24 protein-coding genes are annotated in these 21087 nt (G+C 42.6%); 6 read left to right on the forward strand and 18 right to left on the reverse strand.

Going from position 1 to position 21087, the window contains the following annotated elements; genetic code table 11:
• The first annotated feature begins 174 nt into the window (after positions 1 to 174).
• Entirely contained in the window at positions 175 to 1056 is an 882-nt protein-coding gene (locus QM738_RS21125) for a ParA family protein (protein WP_462278745.1), read from the forward strand.
• A 341-nt stretch (positions 1057 to 1397) separates the two neighbouring features.
• On the opposite strand, the gene QM738_RS21130 is transcribed toward QM738_RS21125, so the two are convergent.
• The 9 genes from QM738_RS21130 to QM738_RS21170 all read right to left on the reverse strand — a co-directional run bounded on the left by QM738_RS21130 (position 1398) and on the right by QM738_RS21170 (position 9721).
• Positions 1398 to 2264 (reverse strand): alpha/beta fold hydrolase, encoded by an 867-nt coding sequence (locus QM738_RS21130; protein ID WP_462278746.1) that lies wholly within the window; start codon positions 2262 to 2264, stop codon positions 1398 to 1400.
• A gap of 114 nt (positions 2265 to 2378) precedes the next feature.
• Positions 2379 to 3164: an FRG domain-containing protein gene (locus QM738_RS21135; protein WP_462278747.1), complete on the reverse strand. Its 786-nt coding sequence runs from the start codon at positions 3162 to 3164 to the stop codon at positions 2379 to 2381.
• Positions 3165 to 3238: 74 nt separating this feature from the next.
• The gene (gene ftcD / locus QM738_RS21140) at positions 3239 to 4888 is read right to left on the reverse strand and encodes a glutamate formimidoyltransferase (protein ID WP_462278748.1); all 1650 of its coding nucleotides are present in this window, start codon (positions 4886 to 4888) and stop codon (positions 3239 to 3241) included.
• A gap of 20 nt (positions 4889 to 4908) precedes the next feature.
• The gene (locus QM738_RS21145) at positions 4909 to 5298 is read right to left on the reverse strand and encodes a hypothetical protein (RefSeq protein WP_462278749.1); all 390 of its coding nucleotides are present in this window, start codon (positions 5296 to 5298) and stop codon (positions 4909 to 4911) included.
• Between the two features lie 19 nt (positions 5299 to 5317).
• Positions 5318 to 6571: an imidazolonepropionase gene (gene hutI, locus QM738_RS21150; protein ID WP_462278750.1), complete on the reverse strand. Its 1254-nt coding sequence runs from the start codon at positions 6569 to 6571 to the stop codon at positions 5318 to 5320.
• A 23-nt stretch (positions 6572 to 6594) separates the two neighbouring features.
• Entirely contained in the window at positions 6595 to 7623 is a 1029-nt protein-coding gene (locus tag QM738_RS21155; protein WP_462278751.1) for a glutamate ligase domain-containing protein, read from the reverse strand.
• 13 nt (positions 7624 to 7636) lie between these two features.
• Complete coding sequence (locus tag QM738_RS21160; protein WP_462278752.1) at positions 7637 to 7975, reverse strand: Mur ligase domain-containing protein; 339 nt, start codon at positions 7973 to 7975, stop codon at positions 7637 to 7639.
• Positions 7972 to 9198 (reverse strand): TCR/Tet family MFS transporter, encoded by a 1227-nt coding sequence (locus QM738_RS21165; protein ID WP_462278753.1) that lies wholly within the window; start codon positions 9196 to 9198, stop codon positions 7972 to 7974. Before QM738_RS21165 ends, QM738_RS21160 begins: the two co-directional genes overlap by 4 nt.
• A 46-nt stretch (positions 9199 to 9244) precedes the next feature.
• Positions 9245 to 9721 carry a hypothetical protein gene (locus tag QM738_RS21170; RefSeq protein WP_462278754.1) on the reverse strand — a complete coding sequence of 159 codons (477 nt, stop codon included), beginning with the start codon at positions 9719 to 9721 and terminating at the stop codon, positions 9245 to 9247.
• Positions 9722 to 9783: 62 nt separating this feature from the next.
• On the opposite strand from QM738_RS21170, the gene QM738_RS21175 reads away from it, so the two are divergent.
• A complete protein-coding gene (locus QM738_RS21175) occupies positions 9784 to 11286 on the forward strand; it encodes a YfcC family protein (protein WP_462278755.1) in 1503 nt (500 codons plus the stop codon).
• Here QM738_RS21175 and QM738_RS21180 read toward each other — a convergent pair.
• From QM738_RS21180 to QM738_RS21190, 3 genes are all read right to left on the reverse strand, one after another.
• Positions 11283 to 12212, reverse strand: coding sequence for a hypothetical protein (locus QM738_RS21180; RefSeq protein WP_462278756.1), 930 nt, complete (start codon positions 12210 to 12212; stop codon positions 11283 to 11285). The genes QM738_RS21175 and QM738_RS21180 overlap by 4 nt on opposite strands.
• Before the next feature lie 65 nt (positions 12213 to 12277).
• Positions 12278 to 13426 (reverse strand): hypothetical protein, encoded by a 1149-nt coding sequence (locus QM738_RS21185; RefSeq protein ID WP_462278757.1) that lies wholly within the window; start codon positions 13424 to 13426, stop codon positions 12278 to 12280.
• Positions 13427 to 13713: 287 nt separating this feature from the next.
• Positions 13714 to 13890 carry a hypothetical protein gene (locus QM738_RS21190; RefSeq protein ID WP_462278758.1) on the reverse strand — a complete coding sequence of 59 codons (177 nt, stop codon included), beginning with the start codon at positions 13888 to 13890 and terminating at the stop codon, positions 13714 to 13716.
• A gap of 107 nt (positions 13891 to 13997) precedes the next feature.
• On the opposite strand from QM738_RS21190, the gene QM738_RS21195 reads away from it, so the two are divergent.
• On the forward strand, positions 13998 to 14399 hold the full coding sequence (locus tag QM738_RS21195; protein ID WP_462278759.1) for a hypothetical protein: 402 nt from the start codon (positions 13998 to 14000) through the stop codon (positions 14397 to 14399).
• Positions 14400 to 14794: 395 nt separating this feature from the next.
• A complete protein-coding gene (locus tag QM738_RS21200) occupies positions 14795 to 15085 on the forward strand; it encodes an isoamylase early set domain-containing protein (RefSeq protein ID WP_462278760.1) in 291 nt (96 codons plus the stop codon).
• Between the two features lie 84 nt (positions 15086 to 15169).
• Here QM738_RS21200 and QM738_RS21205 read toward each other — a convergent pair whose 3' ends face one another.
• Both QM738_RS21205 and QM738_RS21210 read right to left on the reverse strand, forming a co-directional pair.
• Positions 15170 to 15616, reverse strand: a complete 447-nt coding sequence (locus tag QM738_RS21205; RefSeq protein ID WP_462278761.1) for a peptidylprolyl isomerase — start codon at positions 15614 to 15616, stop codon at positions 15170 to 15172.
• Positions 15617 to 15737: 121 nt separating this feature from the next.
• A complete protein-coding gene (locus tag QM738_RS21210) occupies positions 15738 to 16109 on the reverse strand; it encodes an RNA recognition motif domain-containing protein (RefSeq protein ID WP_462278762.1) in 372 nt (123 codons plus the stop codon).
• Positions 16110 to 16255: 146 nt separating this feature from the next.
• On the opposite strand from QM738_RS21210, the gene QM738_RS21215 reads away from it, so the two are divergent.
• On the forward strand, positions 16256 to 17725 hold the full coding sequence (locus tag QM738_RS21215; protein WP_462278763.1) for a Gfo/Idh/MocA family protein: 1470 nt from the start codon (positions 16256 to 16258) through the stop codon (positions 17723 to 17725).
• A 7-nt stretch (positions 17726 to 17732) separates the two neighbouring features.
• Here QM738_RS21215 and QM738_RS21220 read toward each other — a convergent pair whose 3' ends face one another.
• From QM738_RS21220 to QM738_RS21235, 4 genes are all read right to left on the reverse strand, one after another.
• Positions 17733 to 18344 carry a cupin domain-containing protein gene (locus QM738_RS21220; RefSeq protein WP_462278764.1) on the reverse strand — a complete coding sequence of 204 codons (612 nt, stop codon included), beginning with the start codon at positions 18342 to 18344 and terminating at the stop codon, positions 17733 to 17735.
• A 478-nt stretch (positions 18345 to 18822) separates the two neighbouring features.
• A complete protein-coding gene (locus tag QM738_RS21225; RefSeq protein ID WP_462278765.1) occupies positions 18823 to 19398 on the reverse strand; it encodes a peptidylprolyl isomerase in 576 nt (191 codons plus the stop codon).
• 69 nt (positions 19399 to 19467) lie between these two features.
• Positions 19468 to 20079: a hypothetical protein gene (locus QM738_RS21230; protein ID WP_462278766.1), complete on the reverse strand. Its 612-nt coding sequence runs from the start codon at positions 20077 to 20079 to the stop codon at positions 19468 to 19470.
• Positions 20080 to 20158: 79 nt separating this feature from the next.
• Positions 20159 to 20611 carry a nuclear transport factor 2 family protein gene (locus tag QM738_RS21235; RefSeq protein WP_462278767.1) on the reverse strand — a complete coding sequence of 151 codons (453 nt, stop codon included), beginning with the start codon at positions 20609 to 20611 and terminating at the stop codon, positions 20159 to 20161.
• 61 nt (positions 20612 to 20672) lie between these two features.
• On the opposite strand from QM738_RS21235, the gene QM738_RS21240 reads away from it, so the two are divergent.
• Complete coding sequence (locus QM738_RS21240; RefSeq protein ID WP_462278768.1) at positions 20673 to 21050, forward strand: hypothetical protein; 378 nt, start codon at positions 20673 to 20675, stop codon at positions 21048 to 21050.
• The last annotated feature ends 37 nt before the right edge of the window (positions 21051 to 21087 follow it).

Here is a 21087-nt window from a genome sequence, read left to right on the forward strand (position 1 = left end):
TGCTGCTATTGCAGAAAAAATGCAAATCGGAAAGATAGGTTTGTTATACTACGGGGCGCTTTAACGCAGTACTACAGGCTTTGTAGCCGGTTTTCTAATGGCGTTTTACGGGGGCAGAAAACCACTGCAATAAATTAATATGCAATTTGCGATTTTGTTATTAGATTTATACCCGTGAAGAAAATTGCACTCTACAACATTAAGGGCGGAGTTGGCAAAACCACTACTACTGTAAACCTTTCCTGTATGCTGGCCAAACAAGGGCTCAGTGTTTTATTATGGGATATGGATCCCCAGGGTGGCAGCAGCTTTTTTTTCAATCGCGAAAATCAGAACGATAATACCCACGGTAAATTATTCGATCGTTACATCAGCATTTACGAAGTAATACAATCCACCGATACTTACCAGATAGACGTGATCAGCAATGATTCAAAATTCAGTGACCAGTTCATGAATAAAGCATCCCGTATCACGGCGCTGAATTTTATCAACAACGACCTGATCAATATCACGCTCGATGAAGTGGAAGATGATTATGATGTATGCATCATTGATTGCTCACCGGGCAAATTTGTATTGCACGATAATATTTTTAAAGCAGCCGACCTTTTACTGATACCCAATATACCGGCACCGCTTTCGGTTTATTGCAATAATTTACTGGTAAACGATCTGCAGGCAAGATCTAACGCAAAAGATAAAATACTCAGCTTTTACAACATGGTGCAGGTGAACAAGACCATGCACAAATTTTACCTGGAAGAAAATAAACAACCCGGTAATGAATACATACTCGACAACTACATTCCTTTCTATACAGAAATAGAGACCATCACGCTGAAAAAAGAGTCTATCTTTCACCAGTTGAAAGAATCGAGGACCAATGCATTTTACGAAAAGCTTTGGGCAGAAGTTTGCGAACGCAAACAATGGCATGGATTGAACAATTCCAGGGCCATGGTGGTGGACATCATAAAAGAAGAAGCTGCCAAAATCATTCCTCCGGCCAGTTACGAAAATAACAACCCCATTACAAAGGCTTCCAACGGTTAAAATATTTCCGCTTTTTTATCAAATGCTAAAAATGAAAAAACCTTCATCGCTGAAGGCTTTTCACAGAAATTGGTTAGTTAGATGGCTGTTGTTGCAGCGCACCCGTTTTCATAAAGTCGGTTCGGCATTCACAGGATCGGTTTTCGCTTTCACAGGATAAGGACGTTAGAACGGATAGTGGATATGTGGATTTCTTTAACAGTACAAAGATGCAACACGATACAAAAACATTCCGTAAACTATGATGGGAAAGCCTTGTAGATGTAATACGAGACCGGTATAAGAAAAAGAGTACCGGCCTCATAATCCAATCTTTACAACAGCTTATTGAAGCAACTGTTTTAATCCTTTACCCCGAATAATATCTTCGTATCCGGCCTGTAATAAGGCTTGCTGAAAAATCTCTCTAAAGTGGCATTAAACAATTCAGGATCAGTCTCGGGCATCATGTGTGTGCCCCCGGGAAAAATGCAGAGCCATGCTTTCTGGAGGTTCTGGTATATCTGTAAAGTATGCGCTTCTTTTATCACATCTTTATCGCCTGCCAGCACCAGTGTGGGCGCCTTTATCTGTTGCACCTGCTGTAAAGGAATATGCGGTTGTTTACCCAGCAGGTCATTCAGTTTTTTGAAAAGCGCATAATTATACGCAGTATCTTTTTTTGCGATCATACTGTCCAGGTATTTATCACTGCTCTGCACCATTTTTATGGCCCATTGATAAACAGCATTACTATCTGGTTGCAGGTTGGCGCCCATAATGGCCATCATTTTTACTTTTTGCGGATGACGTATCGCCATTAATAAGCTTTCAATACCACCATCACTCCAGCCAAAGAGATAAGCAGAGTCCACATGCAGTTCATCAAGCAAAGCGGCCCAGTCATCCGTGATCTGTTCGTAGGTAAGTTTGGCCTTCCCTTCTTCCGATCTTCCCTGTGCACGGCTGTCCGCAACAATGATCCTGTATTTTGTTTTAAAATGATCGATCTGGTTGGCCATCGCTGCAATACTGCCACCATTGCCATGTATCAATACCATCGGCATGCCTTCGCCATAGATTTCGTAATACATTTTAATACCGTTCACGGTTGCATATTTTCCAACTGCGGGATTATTGCCGTAAGGCGTGGAAAATGTTTTTTGCGTTTGTGCAAATCCTGCCTGTATAATAAAACAGGTGTAAAGTAATACCGATAATTTTTTCATCAATAAGTGTTTTGGAAGAATGAGTGATATGGAGCTAAAATTATAAAGCGCTTTTCAATAAAGAAAATCGCAGGTGATCAGTTGGTTATTTTATTACATGAATTGAAAAGTATTTTAATCCAGTTTCCAGTATTCCTTCAGTTCCCTTGCCAGCCCGCTCAACTCCGGGAATAAAGTTGATTCCGTAATACCAGCCATTACCAACTCCGATTTTATCAGGTCGATATAATAGTATTTGATCTCAATTTTTATAAGGCAATCCTTCAGTTCCGGTATTTCCTCCAATGGAATGGTGTTGCTGCCGAAAATGATAAAACAGCCTTTTTGTGCTGATATTCTTTTTGAATTATGCGGAGGTTGAAATAATAATGGTTTTTTGGGAAGCGATTCGCCGGACCAGATATCGTGCAAATAAGATCTTACTTTGGCATCCGAGAAAAGAAATATTTCTTCCCTGTTGTGCAGCTGGCGGTTAAAATCAAAAGGATTCATCGCCCATACACAGGGATTACTTTCATCATTATCATTTTTATAAAACAAGGCAAAATACAAAGCGATCAAACTGCCTTCTGTCCAATCCAGTAAACGGGTAGGCAAACCATAATGCTGCATTACAAAATACCATTCCCAATTAGAAGAAGGCACTACATTGTACGTACTGTCTGCAAGAAAAGGAAATGCTTTTTGATGAAAATCGTGCCGGTAGCTGTTCTCGTTTTCCGCTAATTTATCATTGCGGTATAATCCCGGTATTAATTTATGTGTACACTGGCTGTGCCCTCTGAACCAGGGATAAACATACGCATCTTCTTTCTCCGTCCACCTGGTTTGAATGCTGTCAACGATCTTGATGAATTCACTTAATGACTTGGCTTCAAGTTTTTCATGTTCTTTTTCCATGACAGTTGATTTACCGGTAAAAAATATATCCCTCAATAAAAATAATACAGCCTTTACCAAAAAACAAAGAGTGATTACACCCCTATTTTTTCATTCACTATCTTCAGTACATCCGCTTCAGCAGCTATCACCGCATCTTCAATTGCTTTTCCTTTGGCAATAATATCTTTCACATAATTCTTATCATTATAACCGCTGGCATTGATGCGTACATTCATGAACGCACCCATCACCGCACTGCGGATACACAGGGCGCCCACACCGGCATCGCTTACCGAATTAGGATTACCAATACTGGCCATAGCTTTTACCAGTTCCATACTGGCCGCGGCAGTTTCCATTACTTTAAAAGGGATTTCAATGGCAAATCTGGTCGCATCCTGGATAGCTGCGGTACGGGCTGCTTTTTCTTCATCCGTACTTTTAGGCAAACCGAAAGCTTCCATTATTTTATTAAAGGCAGCAGTATCTGCGTCCACCAGTTTTACCAGTTCATTTTTATATTGCTGTCCTTTTACCGCCCAGTTGCTGAACTCTTCCCAGCGTTCATCCCATCCTTTTTTATGCGAAGAAAGATTGGCCACCATGGTAGCAAGTGAAGCGCCGAGTGCGCCAACATAAGCTGCAATAGAGCCGCCACCCGGTGCAGGGCTTTCGCTGGCAGTTTCATCCGCAAAATCATGCAAAGGCATACTCACCAGTTTACTGCTGCTTTTATCGGCCAGTAAATATTCAATGATCCTTTCTTCCGGTTTAAAAGCGCCCAACTCATCCAGTCCCATCGATTTAATGGCGATCCTGATCAGTTCTTTGTCACTTACGCCAATACTGCGTTGTTGTTTTTGTAAAAAATATTTCCCGGCATCCAGCATTGCTTTCAGCGGTATCAACCCCACCAGTTCACTGCCCGTAACCCTTATGCCCCTTGATGTAGCGCTTTTGCACACTTCATCAAAGGCAATATGCACGGGGGTGATATTGATATTCGTAAGGTTCATCGATATCTGCGCCACACCATATTCCTCAATGAACCATCCAATAGCTTTTACGCTTTTTAAAGTGCCCGGTTTATTTACCTTAACACCGTTCTCTTCCACATTCCTGCCCGCTTCCCGCACATCAAAAGCGATGGCATTGGCTCGTCGTGTACTCGTAGTGTTTAGGTTCACATTATAAGCCACTAAAAAATCCCTGGCGCCAATTACCGTGCCGCCTCTTTTGGCATCAAATTCAGCCGGACCAAAATCAGGTTTCCATTCGGGTAATTTTATTTTCTTAAAGAACCCTTCATATTCACCCGCTCTTATTACTGAGAGATTGCTGCGTTCTTTTTTGGGCTGCGCAGCTTCGTACAGGTATACCGGTATGCCTGCTTCCTCTCCCACTCTTTTAGCCAGTTGCTGTGCGTATTTCGCTGTTTCTTCCATGCTGATGTTGGCAATGGGTATCAACGGGCAAACATCTGTAGCGCCCATACGCGGATGCTCGCCTTTGTGTTTGCTCATATCGATCAGTTCACCGGCTTTTTTAATGGCCTGGAAAGCGGCTTCAATTACAGGTAATGGCTCACCCACAAAAGTCACCACAGTGCGGTTAGTGGCTTTCCCCGGATCTACATTCAGCAAACGCACGCCTTCAATCTTTTCGATCTCGTCAGTGATCTGTTTAATAATGTTAAGGTCATTACCTTCAGAAAAATTAGGAACACATTCAATCAGTTGCATATCGGCTGTATTATTTTAGTTTAGTTGATCTTTTTCATTACACCTGTATTTTTAGGCATATCGGCATCCTTACATGCACAGGTATATTCGTAGCTATTGGCATTCGGTATTTTAGAAATGATCACACCTGTAGTACTATATTTATTTTTCCTCACAGCCTTGCTGTTGGTGCTTACCAATGTTAATTCATACTGGCAATCATTGATCCATTTTATTTTGTATTGCCATCTTACCCCGGTAGCGGGGTTCTTATCGTACTGGTAGTGTCTTTTCCGGTCCACCATGACCGTATTGCCCGAAGAATCGGTATAGGAAAATTTTCCGCGGTGAAACTGCCGGCAATTACTGCTGTCAGCTATTTGCGCTGTTAATTCCTGATGAAGCAGCAACACAATTATTATGGCGATCATTTTTTTCACGAACAGGCATTTAAATAAATTCTCCTTTTATCATTACTTTATCCACCAGGTTATCACCGAAGGCGTAAGGAAGATAAGCCAGCGAAGGCATTGGCCGGGTAAAAATAAGATTCGCTTTTTTACCTACCGTGATACTACCCGTTTCCTCCTGCAGCTCCATTGCATACGCGCCATTGATGGTGGCAGCATTAATGGCTTCTTCCGGCAGCATTTTCATTTGTATGCAACTCAACGCCACCACAAAATTCATATTACCGCTGGGCGAAGAACCGGGATTATAATCACTCGCCAATGCAATGGCACAATTATTTTCTATCAGTGTGCGGGCAGGCTGGTAATTCATGCGCAAAAAGAAAGCAGCAGTTGGTAACAAAGTACCGATCATACCCTGCGAAGCGCTGGCCTGGCGCAATTGAGTAATATCAGTTTCCGTCATGGTTTCTAAATGGTCTACAGAAACAGCATGCAGATCCACCGCCGATGCTATACCAGCAATAGAGTTCAACTGGTTCACGTGCAGCTTGGGTTTTAAGCCATAACGCATACCCGCTTTGCAGATGGTTTCCATCTCTGCAGGTGAAAAGAAACCCGTCTCACAGAACACATCAATATAATCTGCCAGTTTTTCCCGGGCAATTACCGGCAGCATTTCATTTATAATAAGGTCAATATAACCCTGGTGATCTTCCTTATAAGCCTGCGGGTAAGTATGGGCGCCTAAAAAAGTAGCTTTAATACTTAAGCTGGAATGTTCTTTCAATCTTTTTATCACCCGCAGCATTTTGAGTTCGCTATCTAACGTTAACCCATAACCGCTTTTTATTTCCACAGCGCCGGTACCCATTTTACTGATCTCTTCCAGTCTTTTCCATGCAAATAAAAATAAAGCATCTTCACTCGTCTCATTCAGCCTGGCGGCAGAATTTAAAATACCACCTCCCTTTGCAGCGATCTCTGCATAGGTCTTTCCCTTTAATTTATCAATGAATTCCTCCTCGCGGCTTTTAGCAAAAACCAGGTGTGTATGACTGTCGCACCAGCAAGGCAGTACAAATTGTCCTTCCGCATCAATGATATCCTTAGGCAGCTGCGGTACTTTTATGGCCAGTTCGTACATAGCGCCATAGTCAGCAATAATGCCATCCTCGATCAGCACAAAAGCATTTTCAATACAGGGCAGTTGCGCCAGTGCAGCGCCATAAAGCAGTTCGTTCTTCTCCCTCGTGCCAACCAGTTGTTGTATATTGGTAATAAGCGTTGTCATGTAAATAATTTATCCCTGTGCTATCACAGTTTTTCAAAAACCGACCTGCTGAAGCTTTCCAGCGAAGGGTCCCTCGCTCCCATCAGCAATAAAACAGCATTGCCAGCTAAATGCGGCCTTACCGTTTCAATAAATGCATTCCTGTCTTCCACAAAAAAAGCATTTTTGCCCAGTGCTTTGATATCATTGATCAGGTCGTTGGCCGAAATATTTTTAACCGCTGTACCACCGGCATAAAAGATCTCGCTCATCCAGATCTCATCCTGGTCCCGCAACACAGCTGCCAGTTCCTTTACAAAATCGTTGCGTAAAAAACGGGTGGGTCCATAACCATGCGGCTGAAACCACGCCACCACTTTTTCAGCAACCGGCTGGCATGATGCAATAGCAGCCGCACATTTTACAGGATTGTGTGCATAATCATCAATCACCCACACACCATGCTTATTGCCCAGCACCTGGTTGCGGCGGTAAATACCTTCATAACTTTTCAAAGCAGCTGCACAGTCATCCACGCTTACACCCAATTGATGCGCTACAGTTGTAGCCGCCAGCGCATTTTCCATATTGTGTTTGCCAATAGCATTCAGGTGAAAAGCTGTACCCGCAATATTGAATGAAATAGCAAAGCCATCCTGGTGAAATCCTGTGGCAATATACCCGGCACCACTATTTTCTTCCAAGGAAAAATCATTAGCGGCATTTTTCGACAATTGTTTTGCCAAAGCATTCGACTGGTTCACTACAAACAATTCTTTGGTATTGTTCTTAAAAGTGCCGAATATCTGCATCAGCTCGTCGATCTCCTGGTGGTCTTTATCAATATTCAGCAATAACCCAACCTGTGGATGATATTGTACAATACTGCCATCGCTTTCATCTGCTTCAATTACCAGCCATTCACCCGCACCCACTTTCGCATTGCCGATCTTTCCTTCACGTATAATGCTGGTAAGCCCGGCGCCACTGATGATGCTGGGCTGCAAACCGGCGTATTGCAGTATATCAAACAGCATGGCGCTGGTAGTGCTTTTACCGCTGGTGCCACCCACGGCAATTGTTTTTTTACTTCGCTGCAATTAAAGCCAGCACTTCACTACGCCTTAGTATAGGAATGTTCAGCTGCTTTGCTTTCTGCACTTCGGCAACGGTATCTTCAATAGCAGTAGACACCACTACCAGGTCGGTAGCACTGGTGATGCCCTCCCCGTTCTGCACAAAGCATTGTATGCCCTCCGCTTCCAGTTTTTCTTTTGTTTCGTTGTATTCGTCGGCTTTAAAATAACGGTCGCTGCCGCTCACATTTTTTTCAATACCGGCAAGGTATTGCGCAATGGCGCTCATACCCACACCGGCAATGCCGATAAAGAAAACGTTCTTAAAATCTTTGATATCGTTTATCATACCTGTACTTCATTATAATTTTTGTGCACCGTAAAATAAGCCACCAGTGCGCTGGACAGCATAAATACCGCCCCTAATAAAAATGCCACACCTGGAAAATGCACCGGCGCTTTATCATGCGTAAAAAAAGAAAAAAGATTATTCATCAGCGGCGGACCAAAAATAGCGGTAATACACATAATGCTGGTGATGATACCCTGCAATTCGCCCTGCGCATTGGCCGGTACTTTGGCAGCCATAATGGATTGTAAGGCCGGGCCGGCAATGCCGCCCAGGCAATAAGGGATCAAAAAAACAAACATCATCCAGCTCTGCCCTGCAAAAGCAAACAGCACCAGCCCGATAGTATAAAATAACAGTCCCGTATACACGCTTTTTTCATTACCTAGTTTAGGATTAATAAAACGGATCAGCAAACCCTGCACCAGCGCCACCAGCAAACCCACTTCTCCCAGCGAAAGCCCGATAGTAGCTTCATCCCAGTGAAAGCGGTATTTACCAAAATAACTCCAGTGGCTTTGAACCGCCTGCACGGCCATATACAATAAAAATACTGATACCAGCAACCAGCTGATGGCAGGATATTTTTTCATTTGCTTAAAAGAACCCAAGGGATTGGAACGCTTGATATAAAAAGGCCGCCTGTTTGCTGCAGGCAATGATTCAGGCAATACAAAATAGCCATACAGCCAGTTCAAAGCACATAAAATAGCAGCACCGTAAAAAGGTACTCTTAACCCGAATTTACCCAGCAAACCGCCAATAACTGGACCAATGATAAAACCCAAACCAAAAGCCGCCCCGATCATACCGAAATTCTTTGCCCTGTTCTCCGCATTGCTGATATCGGCAATATAGGCCGAGGCAGTGGTAAAGCTGGCGCCGGTGATACCAGCGATCACCCTTCCGGCAAAAAGCCATTCATAACTCGGTGCCAGCGCCAAAAAAATATAGTCGATAGCGAAACCAAGCAAAGAAATTAATAAGATCTTTCTCCTGCCAAAATGATCGCTCAATCCTCCTACAATGGGAGCAAAAATAAATTGCGTAACGGCGTAAGCACTCATCAGCCAACTGCCGTAAGTGGCAGCTGTATTGGTGGGCACATGTTTTAACTGAGAAATAAGATCGGGCATTACCGGGATGATAACACCAAAACCGATCACATCGATCAATACAGTGATAAAAATAAAACCTATAGCAGCATTGCTTTTAGAAGCCATAAAAATAGTTCGGTTGATAACGGTTTTGCAATTTATAGTTTAAAATTCAAACCGTCAGTTTGTTTATTTCCCGCTGGTAATCATATTGCAGGTCTTCATGCAGGGTTGATATTGCCTTGGTGATCTTTTTCAATTGGTTGTTATAAATGTTCAGCAGCACCTGGTTTTTATTCAGGGGGATGTTCAGCGCTTTCATTTCCCTGCAAAAAAAGGTCAGCAATTCAATTTCCACTGTAGCAAGACCGCTGTAGCGGGCATATTTACCGGCAGTGCGTAATATCTTCCGCAGCGTTTTCTTTACAAAATAAACATTGCTTTTATTCATTTCCTCAAACTGGTCCTGCATTTCCTGCTTTACACTTTCAATATAGGCAGCAGTATCATGCGCTTCAAAAAGTAAATAGGTAAGTAACTCCTTGTTCTCTTTTTTAAAACGTGCCAGCCTGATGCAAAGCTCTACCAGTTTGCCGGGTTGTATTTCCTGTAATTCCTGTTTCAGTTCATTGATCGTTGCTGCTTTCATGCTGCTAAAATACAGAGAATGTTTTTTTCAGTATTTTTATTTACTTTAATAAAATCTTACTGATGGCTGCAACCAAAAAAGTGCCTTCTCCCATAACCATCCTGATGGTGGTGATCATCATTGCCGCCATTGCAACATGGCTGGTACCGGCTGGCAAATACAATACATTATCCGTGGGCGACAACAATAATTTTGTGGTCAATGGTAACAACAGCATCAGTACGCTCCCCTTTACACAACAAACATTAGACAGCCTGCATATTAAAATAGCACTTTTAAAATTTAAAGAAGGCGCCATTCGCAAACCCGTTTCCATCCCCGGCACTTATTATGCACTCGAACGGAATGGGCAAGGCATCGTTCCGCTATTGCAGGCCCCACTCAAGGGCATCATGGATTCCATCGATATCATTTTATTCATCCTCGTCATCGGTGGTTTCATGCACATCTTCAACCAGTCGGGTGCCATGGAAAAAGGTTTACAATCCCTCACACATACCATGAAAGGCAGGGAATCGTGGCTCATCATCATACTCACTTTCCTGTTCTCCTTTGCAGGCGCATCCTATGGCATGGCAGAAGAGGCAATGGTATTCTATCCCATCATGGTGCCGCTTTTCCTGGCTGCGGGTTACGACCTGCTGATACCCGTGGCAGTAATATTCGGCGGCACACAACTGGGCACGCTGGCATCAGTTTCCAACCCGTTCTCCACCATCATTGCATCCAATGCAGCCGGGGTGAATTGGGCGGATGGTTTAACGGAAAGAATGCTGATGGCAGTAATATCCACCATCATTTTTATATGGTACATCGTTCGTTATGCCAATAAAATAAAAAAGGATCCCTCCAGGTCCATTGTACTGAAAGTGGATGGCCCGGTACCATCTTTATATCCATCCATTGAAAAAGATGGCGACGCCGTACCAAAACTGGATACAAGAACAAAATTATTATTGCTGCTTTTTCTTGCAACATTTGCCACCATGATCACCGGTGTGGTAAAATTCGATTGGTGGCTCACTGAGATGTCTACACTTTTTCTCGCTGCTAGCATACTGTTGGGTTTTATATTAAAACTGGGCGAGAAAAAATTCGTGACACAATTCATCGACGGGGCAAAAGAATTGTTAGCAGTGGCTTTTATTGTGGGCGTTGCAAGAGGCGTTACCATTGTGTTGAATGATGGACATATCAGCGATTCCATTTTATATTATTCCGCAAAACTGGTAGGCAATATGCCGCCTGCCTTATTCATCGTGATATTGATGTGTTTGTACATGGTCTTTACATTATTCATTTCCTCTTCCTCGGGCATGGCGGTTTTAACCATGCCCATCATGGGGGCATTGGCCATCATCATCAACGTGCCGGGCAGGGAAATTGTGAATGCTTATTTGTATGGAATGGGCATTATGGGATTCATTACACCAACAGGATTGATATTACCTGCATTGGCACTCTCCAACGTAAGTTTAAAAGCATGGTTAAAGTTCATTTATCCTTTGATGATAATACTGCTGCTGTTATGTGCTGCATTCTTAATAGCAGGCATTTATCTTTAAGAAAGTGTTTTGCTGGCCCTGCCGATCAATACACCATTGTGATATACCTGCAGGCTGTAATTACCCTTTAAATATTTATCTGCGGTAATAGAAAAGTTAAGTTGCTTGGGTTCTCCTTTAGAAGTTTCGCAATGCAGTTTGCAGGAATATATTTTTTTACCATCCGCTGTTTCAAAACTACCCGATTCCCACGCTGATTTCTGCAATACCTGCCCGTTGGGTTGCACCACCACCACCACAATATCACATTTGCTGCTCACATTGCTTTTAATAGTGAACGAACCCACCAGTTTTTCTGTCTGGCCGGCTTCATTCGTTTCCTGCTGTTCGTTGTTGGATAATGCAGAAAGGTTAAGATTGGCAGCGCTCATAAACACCATCGAATTCACTTTGGCAGTAAGCGTTTTATTCTCCCGCTCCATCTGCTTCGAGTTATCTTCAATGCCCTGCGTTTCTTTAGACAATTGCTCCAGCAATGCACGCAGTTTGGCATTCTCCGCTTCCACATCACTGTTACGGTAACGGAGCTGGGTAACCCTTTGCTGCAGTTCAATTATTTTTTTACGGGCAAGGTTGAGGTCATCTGCATTAGGCGCTTTGGTTTGCAGTAAAGCCGCGATCTCATCCCGCAGGCGGTAAAATTCTTTCAGGTTGATATCAAGATTGCCTTTCAAAGAATCGGCATAATACCAGGCCGTATCCAGGCGGTTATCCAGGCTGCTTAATGTAACCTGGTATATCTTTAAGAGAGAATCTCTTGTACCATCCGGAATGGTAGGTGCAACAGTTTTAGCGGCCTGCGTTTTTGTCTTATCGTCCTGTATCTGGTGATAGTATTGATAACCCCATGTGCACAGCAGTATAATAGACAGCAGGAACAACACCGATGATAACAATAAAAGTGATAAAGATTTAGTATCTCTCATTAATTTCCGGGTATATTACTTGATGAAAACTACTGTCACGTTAAGTGGAGTTGTTTAACCAAAAGCTATTTGATATGCTGGTCTACGTATGCAGAGATCCAACCCACCTGGCCGTTCTTGACAAGGAAGAATTGTTTCTTTTCGTAAACACCTTCAAACTGGCGCATGATCTTTAACAGGAGACCAGTACCCGCCATTAAGGAGCGCTGATCAAAAACCTGGTTCACCCTTTTTACTTCCCTGCCAATAGTAACCTTGTCCAGGGTTTTGTCGGTGATGGATTTTAACATGGCATCTTCGGATATTGAGGGATAATTCTTGTAGATACGTTCGCTGAATTTCAACACTTCATCATAAGTAACCGGCACTACCGAATTGCTGATCAGTTCAGGATACAGCAACGTAGCGATCGACCAGGCAATACCACCGCTAAAGGCAATATAATCGCTCATCGGGTAAGCGCCGCTCTCATTCACCATGTAAATGATCTCCGAATTTTCGGCACCTGTAAGCACCCTGGTAAGCTGTTTGTTATAGTTGTCGATCGTTTTATCGTCTTCACATCTTTTTTCAGTGGCATTGGCAGTACTCTTGGTACCCCAGCTCAGCTGGAATAATTTCATCGTCTTGGTGTCACCGTTAGGAAAGAAACCACCCTTGGTATTACCACTTCCAATATCGATCAGGAAAGTAGTATACCTTCTTGATTCCGGTACAATACCCAGGTGCGATAATCTTGCTTCCTGCAATACATCCACTACAGCCACATTGCGTTGCGGATCGCTGATCCTTGCTTTAAAAGAGTCGATCAGGTTATTGATCCAGCTGTCTTTATTATCTTTTTCTGCCTGCACTTTTACACCACTGCTCACCACGGTAAAAATGCTGTTGGGTGTAATGTTGTATTCTTTCGCGGCAGTATTATAGAGACTTGTAAGCGCCGATAAAGTAGCCTGGAAAGTAGCGGGAGAAAAACTGATGAAATCCGAGTTAACAGAAGTGTCTTTTAAAACATTGAAAGCGCCGGTCTTTTGTGCATTTTTTCCAATTTCAAGTACACTCATCTTCACACCTTTGGAACCCACTTCAATGCCCGCATAAACGGATGAATTATCGTATTTAAGTTTAAAGCTGTTTTGTGCGTTTGCAAAAAGGGTACTTAAAAGGCATACGAATACAGTAAGAAATCTTTTTTGGTTAGTAGGAAGGAACATCTGGGTAAAATATTTTTTTAAAATTACTATAATATGTTAATTTGTTAGGGTTCAAAGGCTTATTGTGAAAAAAATGTGATTAAACTACGCTGTCACACTACTACGTATTTTTAATACAAAATGCCGGTTACGTAAGTATTTCCACGCAAAAACATAACAATTTCATCTTTTTTGAAGGCCTTAAAATGGGTTGGCTGTAATTAAAGTATTTTTTTGAAACCCGCTGCCAGCAAGGCTTTAAGGATTTTTTTAACTATTTTGGAGTAATAAAATTTGTAGTAAATCGATTACAATGCCCCAAAATGCCGTTGTATGTTTGCATCAGAATTAATCAGTGCTCTTACAACAACAGGTAAATTTTCAACAACACCTGTAAACACTGTTTCTTCATAAAAAGTTGCCCTGCGCACTTTATCCGTTTGCCTGCCATATCGAAATAATCTTTTAACATTAGCCTGCTGCATGAACGAAGTTCTTTAACCGTTGGTTGTATGGTACAACCGGCAAAACAAATGACAAAACAACCTTTAAAAAATAAGTATTAATTAGTAACCTTTAAAATTAAAACAAAATGAAAAATCTCAAAAACATCGCAACAGCACTGGTAGCAGTAGTATTATTTGCAACTACCGCTTCTGCTCAAACTGCAGCTAAAACTGTAAAAGCAACTGAACCATTTACTGTAAAGTACATTGGCAGCGAAGATGACTACCTTTATTTCCAGGTAGAGATCACCAACCCAAGCAGCGACTTTTCAATGCTGAAAATTAACGACAAATCAGAAGGCGAGCTATATTCTCAAAGCTGGAAAGCAAGTTTGAAACAACAGACTTTCAGAATCGAGAAGAAAGACGGACAGGAATTAAACTTTAAACTGTTATCAGGTAATAAAGTTTACAGCAAATCTTTTTCTGCAACCACCAGTTTAATCGAAAAAACTACGGTTAATGAAAATGACATGGTGGTATTGTAAGCCTTACCGGAACAACAATAGCCTGCCGGCGATACTGTATTTCCCGCAAAAAACAAAAACTGAACTTATAGGTGCTTTTACAAGGGTGCTTATAAGTTCTTTTTGTTTTGAGCAGTTTCATTGATAACGAAGCATAAAGTAAGTCCATTGGCGCTTTCAGCACCAAAAAGTATTGCGGTAACCATATTTATGGGTTACCTTTTTACTTAAAGTGTATTAAGAGGTATGTAAACCAGCGCCCGGGTTTTATTCACGGCTTTGCACTGCATTGAGATCTCTGCCCCGGGTTTCGCTTAACGATCACCTTATCAGCCTGCTATATTAACTTATTATGTTTTTTTTGTACGGCATATTGCTGCACAAAAAATGTATTATTTTAACTAAAAAGAAAACAAATGATTCAGAAAACGTATTTCAAAACCAAAGATTACTGCAAGGTAAAATTTGTGTACAATGCTGATGATGCCAATACTGTAGAAGTACTCGGCCTTAACAGCGACTGGAACAATTCCATTGTTATGAGCAAGAAAAAAGACGGCAGCTTTACAGTAGATGTGTCTTTACCAAAAAACTCTCAGCATCAGTTCAAATACAGGATCAATGAATCGGTGTGGGTAAACGAACCGGAGGCAGACAGCGAACAACCAAATGAATACGGCGGCAGCAACAGCGTGCTGATCTTATAATTTTTTATAGTTAGTGATGTAAATAGTGAGGCCGGTTATTGAGTTAACCGGCCTTCATTTAACGTATGCTTTTAAAATACTGCCTTACAGCAATATCACTTTTTCCATTACATCTCCTGCCCTTATATCATCTATCACATCAATACCGCCGGTAACTTTTCCAAAGCAGGTATGCACACCGTCCAGGTGCTTGGTGTTGCTGCGGTTATGGCAGATAAAGAACTGCGAACCTCCGGTATTCAAACCACGGTGCGCCATCGAGATCACGCCCCTGTCGTGGTATTGCTTACTGCCATTCAGCTCGCATTTAATCGTGTAGCCAGGTCCACCATCGCCCCTGCCGTTCGGGCAACCGCCCTGCACCATAAAATTGGGTATCACCCGGTGAAAAGTCAACCCGTTATAAAAACCTTCGCTGATCAGCTTTTTAAAATTGGCCACAGCTATCGGCGCATCATCATCATACAATTCAAATTGCATTACGCCCTTATTGGTGTGTATCTCTCCTTTAGTTAATACTATATCACTCATGATTGGTTTGGTTTATTGGCCGCACAGCAATACCCGCTGCAGATGCAGCAATTACTGTAGGTCTTAAAATTAAATGATTACATGGTTCAGCATACCCGTAAGGTATGTGCAGCAGTTTCAATTAATAACGGTTCCTGTCGCGGTTAAAATTACCACCACCACGATCACCACGGTCGTTACCGCCACGGTAACCACCACCGCCTCCGCCACCATTATATCCGCCACCACCCCTGTTATTGCTTGGGGGGCCACTGCGTTCTTCAGCTTCCTTTATTACCAAAGGCTTCTTGCCTAAAGAGATCTCGTTAAGACTGTCCATTGCATCTTTTGCCTCAGTGCGGTCGGGCATATCAACAAAACCAAAGCCACGGCTCTTACCAGTTTCTTTGTCAATAGCAACTTTGGCAGAAGTAACCTTGCCAAACTTTTCAAATATTTCTTCCAGCTCTGCATCATCCAGGTCATACGGCAAGCCAGCAACAAAAAGCTTCATATAGATATTTTTTGTAAAAGTAAGTAACTTATAGCTTCTTTGATTTAAATAATTCGATTTTAAAAATAATTAAAAAATAAGGTCGCTTATAGAAATTTGATTTAAATTAAATTGCAGAAACGCTTTTTAACGGTTAAACATCGCTTATGAAAAAAAACAAGACCATCACTGCAGCAAATAATTCCCGCAGGCAATTCATTAAAAACACGCTTACACTGGGTGCAGCTTTTTACATTGTGCCCCGCCATGTTTTGGGCAGAGGATTTGTTGCCCCCAGCGACCGGTTGATAGTAGCCGGCATTGGCGCCGGTGGCAAAGGCGAAGGCGACCTGAATGAATTTTTTAAAAGTGGAAAAGCCGATATCGCCTTTTTATGCGATGTGGACGACCGGCAGGCAGTGAACAGCAAGACACGTTTTCCCAAAGCAAAATATTATAAAGATTTCCGGGAGATGCTGGATAAAGAACACAAGAATTTTGATGCCGTATCTGTATCCACACCCGATCACAACCATGCCATACAGGCCATGGCAGCTATGCAGCTGGGCAAGCATGTGTACGTGCAAAAACCATTGGCGCATGATATTTACGAAGCAAGAATGCTCACTGAAGCAGCATTGAAATATAAAGTGGTAACACAAATGGGCAACCAGGGTTCTTCCGGCGATGGTGTAAGGCAGTTGCGGGAATGGTTTAATGCGGGCGTGATAGGCCATGTGCATGATGTGTACATCTGGACAGACAGGCCCGTTTGGCCGCAAGGCATTGCATGGCCCGCCAAATCTGCGCCGGTACCGGCAGAGCTGGACTGGAACCTGTGGCTGGGAACCGCACCGCAAAAAGATTACGTGGAAAATATCGCACCCTTTAACTGGAGAGGCTGGTGGGATTATGGCACCGGCGCCCTCGGAGATATGGGTTGTCACCTGATAGAAGCGCCTTTCCGTGTGCTCGGTCTTGGCTATCCAACAGAAGCCACTTGCAGCGTGAGCTCTTACTATACAGGTCCGTTCAAGCGTGGTTATTATCCCGAAAGCGCCCCTGCAGCATCGCATGTAACTTTAAAATTCGATGGAAAAAAAGCAAAGGAACACATCGTGATGCATTGGATGGATGGTGGTATACAACCCGAAAGGCCCGAAGAACTTGGACCCAATGAAAAAATGGGCGACGGAGGTAACGGCGTGATCTTTGTGGGCACCAAAGGAAAAATGATGTGCGATACTTATGGCGCCAATGCAAGGTTATTACCGCTCTCCCGCAACCAGGAAGTAAAAACACCGGTAACAATAGCAAGAGTACCAGGCGGCGCCAATGGCCACTATAAACAATGGGTGGAAGCCTGCATTGCCGGCTACAACAGCACCGAAGCCAATAACCTCAGTTCACCCTTCAGCATTGCAGGACCATTGACAGAAACCGTATTGATGGGAAATCTTGCCATCAGGAGTTATGATATAAGAAAGCCCCGCCCGACCGATACTAACAGTTACGACTACCCTGGACGCGGCATTAAACTGTTATGGGATGGCGCCAATATGAAGATCACTAATTTTGATGAGGCCAACCAGTTTGTAAAACGCACTTACCGCGATGGCTGGAGTCTGGGCATTTAAATAAAAACTAAGCTGCAATACGCTGCAATATTACTTTGCAGGGAACTGGAGAAGTTACCTGTACAAAATGATGTTCGTGTAAAGGGATACTCAGCACATCTCCTGCCACCAGGTGATGCACTGTAGAACCAATGGTGATATCGCAGGAACCTTCCACGATCAAAAATTTTTCTATCTCGTTATCGTGTACTTCCTGTGGCGCCATTTCTTTAATCCATGCAATGGCCGTTGTCATGGTTTCTGTATAGCCAATGATCCTTGCGTACAGCAGCGGCATAGCTGCCGGAGCCTGCATATCAGCAAGGTCAAGCCACTTACTGTAATCCGCAATGGTGGAATTATTATGGATCTCCGGTGGAAAACTTACTTCCTCCCCGTTTGAGATACGTTCCGTATAATCGATTGTAGCCAGTAAAAAAGCCTTAACAGCAGGATTAGGTGCAATAGCCATGCTATCGGCATAATGTTGCAAAGCTGCGGTAATACTGTTAATTTCATCAGCAACAGCAGGATGAAGGGAAACCATTTGCTGCACAGCTGCATTCTCTTCAGGACTGGTAAGCCCTGCCGCATACAATTCCAGTATGCCTGACGCAATAAATTCTTCCAAATATGCCATGCTGGTTTAAAAAACTCCCGGTAAAAGGGCGCTGCAAAGCTACAAGCTTATTTATTTAAGAAATTGCAAAAATGTTAGCGTAAACAAAATAAATCATGCAAAAAGCCATCAAAATGAATGCAGTATTGGGTTTTAGGTAAATTTCCGTCAAAAAAATTTGCAAACATCAATAATAGTCATAGCTTTGCAGTAACGATTCAATGCCTATCAATACCATCTCCCCTTAGTATCTCTTTTTTGTAATCTATTTCTTTTGTGTATCCCCGTGGAAATCAGGTCTTTGAGCCTAATTTTTTAACAATTTAAACCGTAAGAAATGAAAAAGATTTACGCTCCTGTTGTCGCAGACACTTTTGCCGCAATAGGTATTATCGCTGCATTTTATGGATTTTTAGCTTTAGTGGCGGTGGTTGCTTTCTAAGCGATACTTGCTGTACAATTTATTAGGGTTCTGCCATGCAGAACCCTTTTTTATTGGTTAAAGCCGTTCTATGTTTTTGATCAATATGGGATTTGTAAACGACTGGCCATTCGCCGGTTGTTCCTGTATCTTCCGCACTATTTCCATACCACTGGTTACCTTGCCAAACGCGGCATAGCCCAGTTCATCCCCATCCACACCTGTACTTTTATCATACCCTTCCTGGTTGCCGATACAGATAAAGAATTCCGAATTGGCCGTGCCTGGCTTCGATCTGGCCAGTGATAATGTGCCATTGGTATGCGACAGGCCCGTTTGCCTCGGCGATTCATGTTCAATACCCGGCAAAGCCATAGCTTTTTTACTGTTGCTTTGCCAGATGCCGCCCTGTATAAGTCCTGTATTATCATTCGATGCCATCGATTCTTCTAACAGCACCCTGTAAAAAGAACTGTTCTTAAACAAACCTGAATCTACATAAGAAAGAAAAGCCGCCACCGTTTTGGGCGCCTTATCAGGATACAATTCAGCTTCTATATTGCCATAATTGGTGCTGATCAAAATGCGGGGATGTTGGTTGCTGCTGCAGGAGAAAAGGCATATAACAACAGCTGCCAGTAAAATATTTTTCATACCGGCAAATTACATTAAATCGGTTGCAGCAAAGCAATAAAAAAAGCCGGCTATTAACCGGCTTTATAATTAGTTTTTAGAAACGTACCTCGAATTGTTGTAGAGTTCAACCGAGGTCAGCAACTTCTTATTAAAAGCGAGCGACTTGGTCTTTTCATTAAAGAAAGTGTAGGCTTCGCTGTTGTCTTTTAAAAGTTCGTTCATCAGTTCAGGGCTGTAAGCGCTGATCTGTCCTTCATCACCCGATTGCAGGAAGAATTTTTCTGTGGCATTGTGGCCGTTGTAGTATTTCAATGAGTAAACATTGATCTTACCACGGGCAATACGCACCGCAAAACCAGGCAAGGCTTCCAAAGCAACATAACTTGGCTTTTTGTCTGTAAATTCTTTTTGAGAAATGGCGTACTGCTCATTGGCCTGGTAAGCTTTGATCTCATCGGCGGTGATCACAACATTACCGTCGCCCAGCAAATGCGGTGTTTTAAAAAGTCCGGTAACCAGCTTTAAAGTAGTGTAATTTTTAAAACTACCGTCTTTCAGCTGTACAAAACAGGCGGCGCTTTCTTTTGGCTTATCCGCTTCGGGATTATGAGATTCCAGTGAGTTTTTACTTGATGCACAAGCATTTAGCAAGATCGTAAGGCATATTGCTGCCTTAAAAAGGGGTACATTTGTTTTCATTTTATCAGGATTTGCCTAATAAACGTTTTTTGCAGGCGAATATTGTACCCCTTAACCTTAAATTAAAATAGCGCTGCTGCTAGTTACAGCCCGTTTTTCTCCTGGTATCCACCAGGTATTGTATCTTCCACTCCCCGTTTATCCGCACCAGCTGAAATGAATCGATGCCGCAATGGCTGAAGTTACCTTTGTAATAGAATTTGTAAGGCGCCCACACGATCGCTAAAGGCCCATCTACTTTCACCACATCAAACACAATTCTTTCATCCGCATCCCCTTTGGGCATTTTACCAACAATGGTTGCAAATTCATCCACCGTATCATGCTCTATCATTGTCTTTCCATCCTTGCTCCTGCCAATGGTTTGTAAAATGGCGCTGTCGGCAAAAGTTGTTTTCAATGTTGCACCATCGCTGTTCTTCATCGCATCAAACATTTTGTTCACTACAGCCTTTACAGAATCTTCGGCCGATTGGGCGTTAGCCGTAACAGATAGTATGATAAAAGTTAAAAAAATTACAAACTGTTTCATAAAATGTTATTGATCATTTTTTGGTAAAATTATTGCGAGGTAAATATATAACCCATCTTTCATGAAAAAATGCAAATTACATCAATGGTTAACGCTGTTGTTGGCCTCGGCGCTCATCATAAGCTGTAATAAAAAGAATTATCCTGTGGACAATACCCGTTTTGAAGATGATAAGCAGGCCGCTAACCAGGTAGCTTCTTTAAAGAATTATACCCCGCCGCTCTGCATCGTGGTTCCGGATAAAGAGGCCCAGGTAAATAAAGAAGGCGAAATGTATTACGATGATCAGTCAGGGTACCGCTACTGGAGATCGCAGGATGGGAAGTATTATCTTGATAATAAATATAAAACGGGCACCAAACCCAACAACAGGCTGGCCAGGAAACATGCTAAAAAACAGCATAAAAATGAGGCGCCCGAAGAGCTGGCCACGCAATAGCACATAATAAATCACGCAACCATGCGTTAGATATATG

Origin of the sequence: Ferruginibacter sp. (genome assembly GCF_049840995.1) — a bacterium.
Classification (GTDB): Bacteria; Bacteroidota; Bacteroidia; order Chitinophagales; family Chitinophagaceae; genus Ferruginibacter.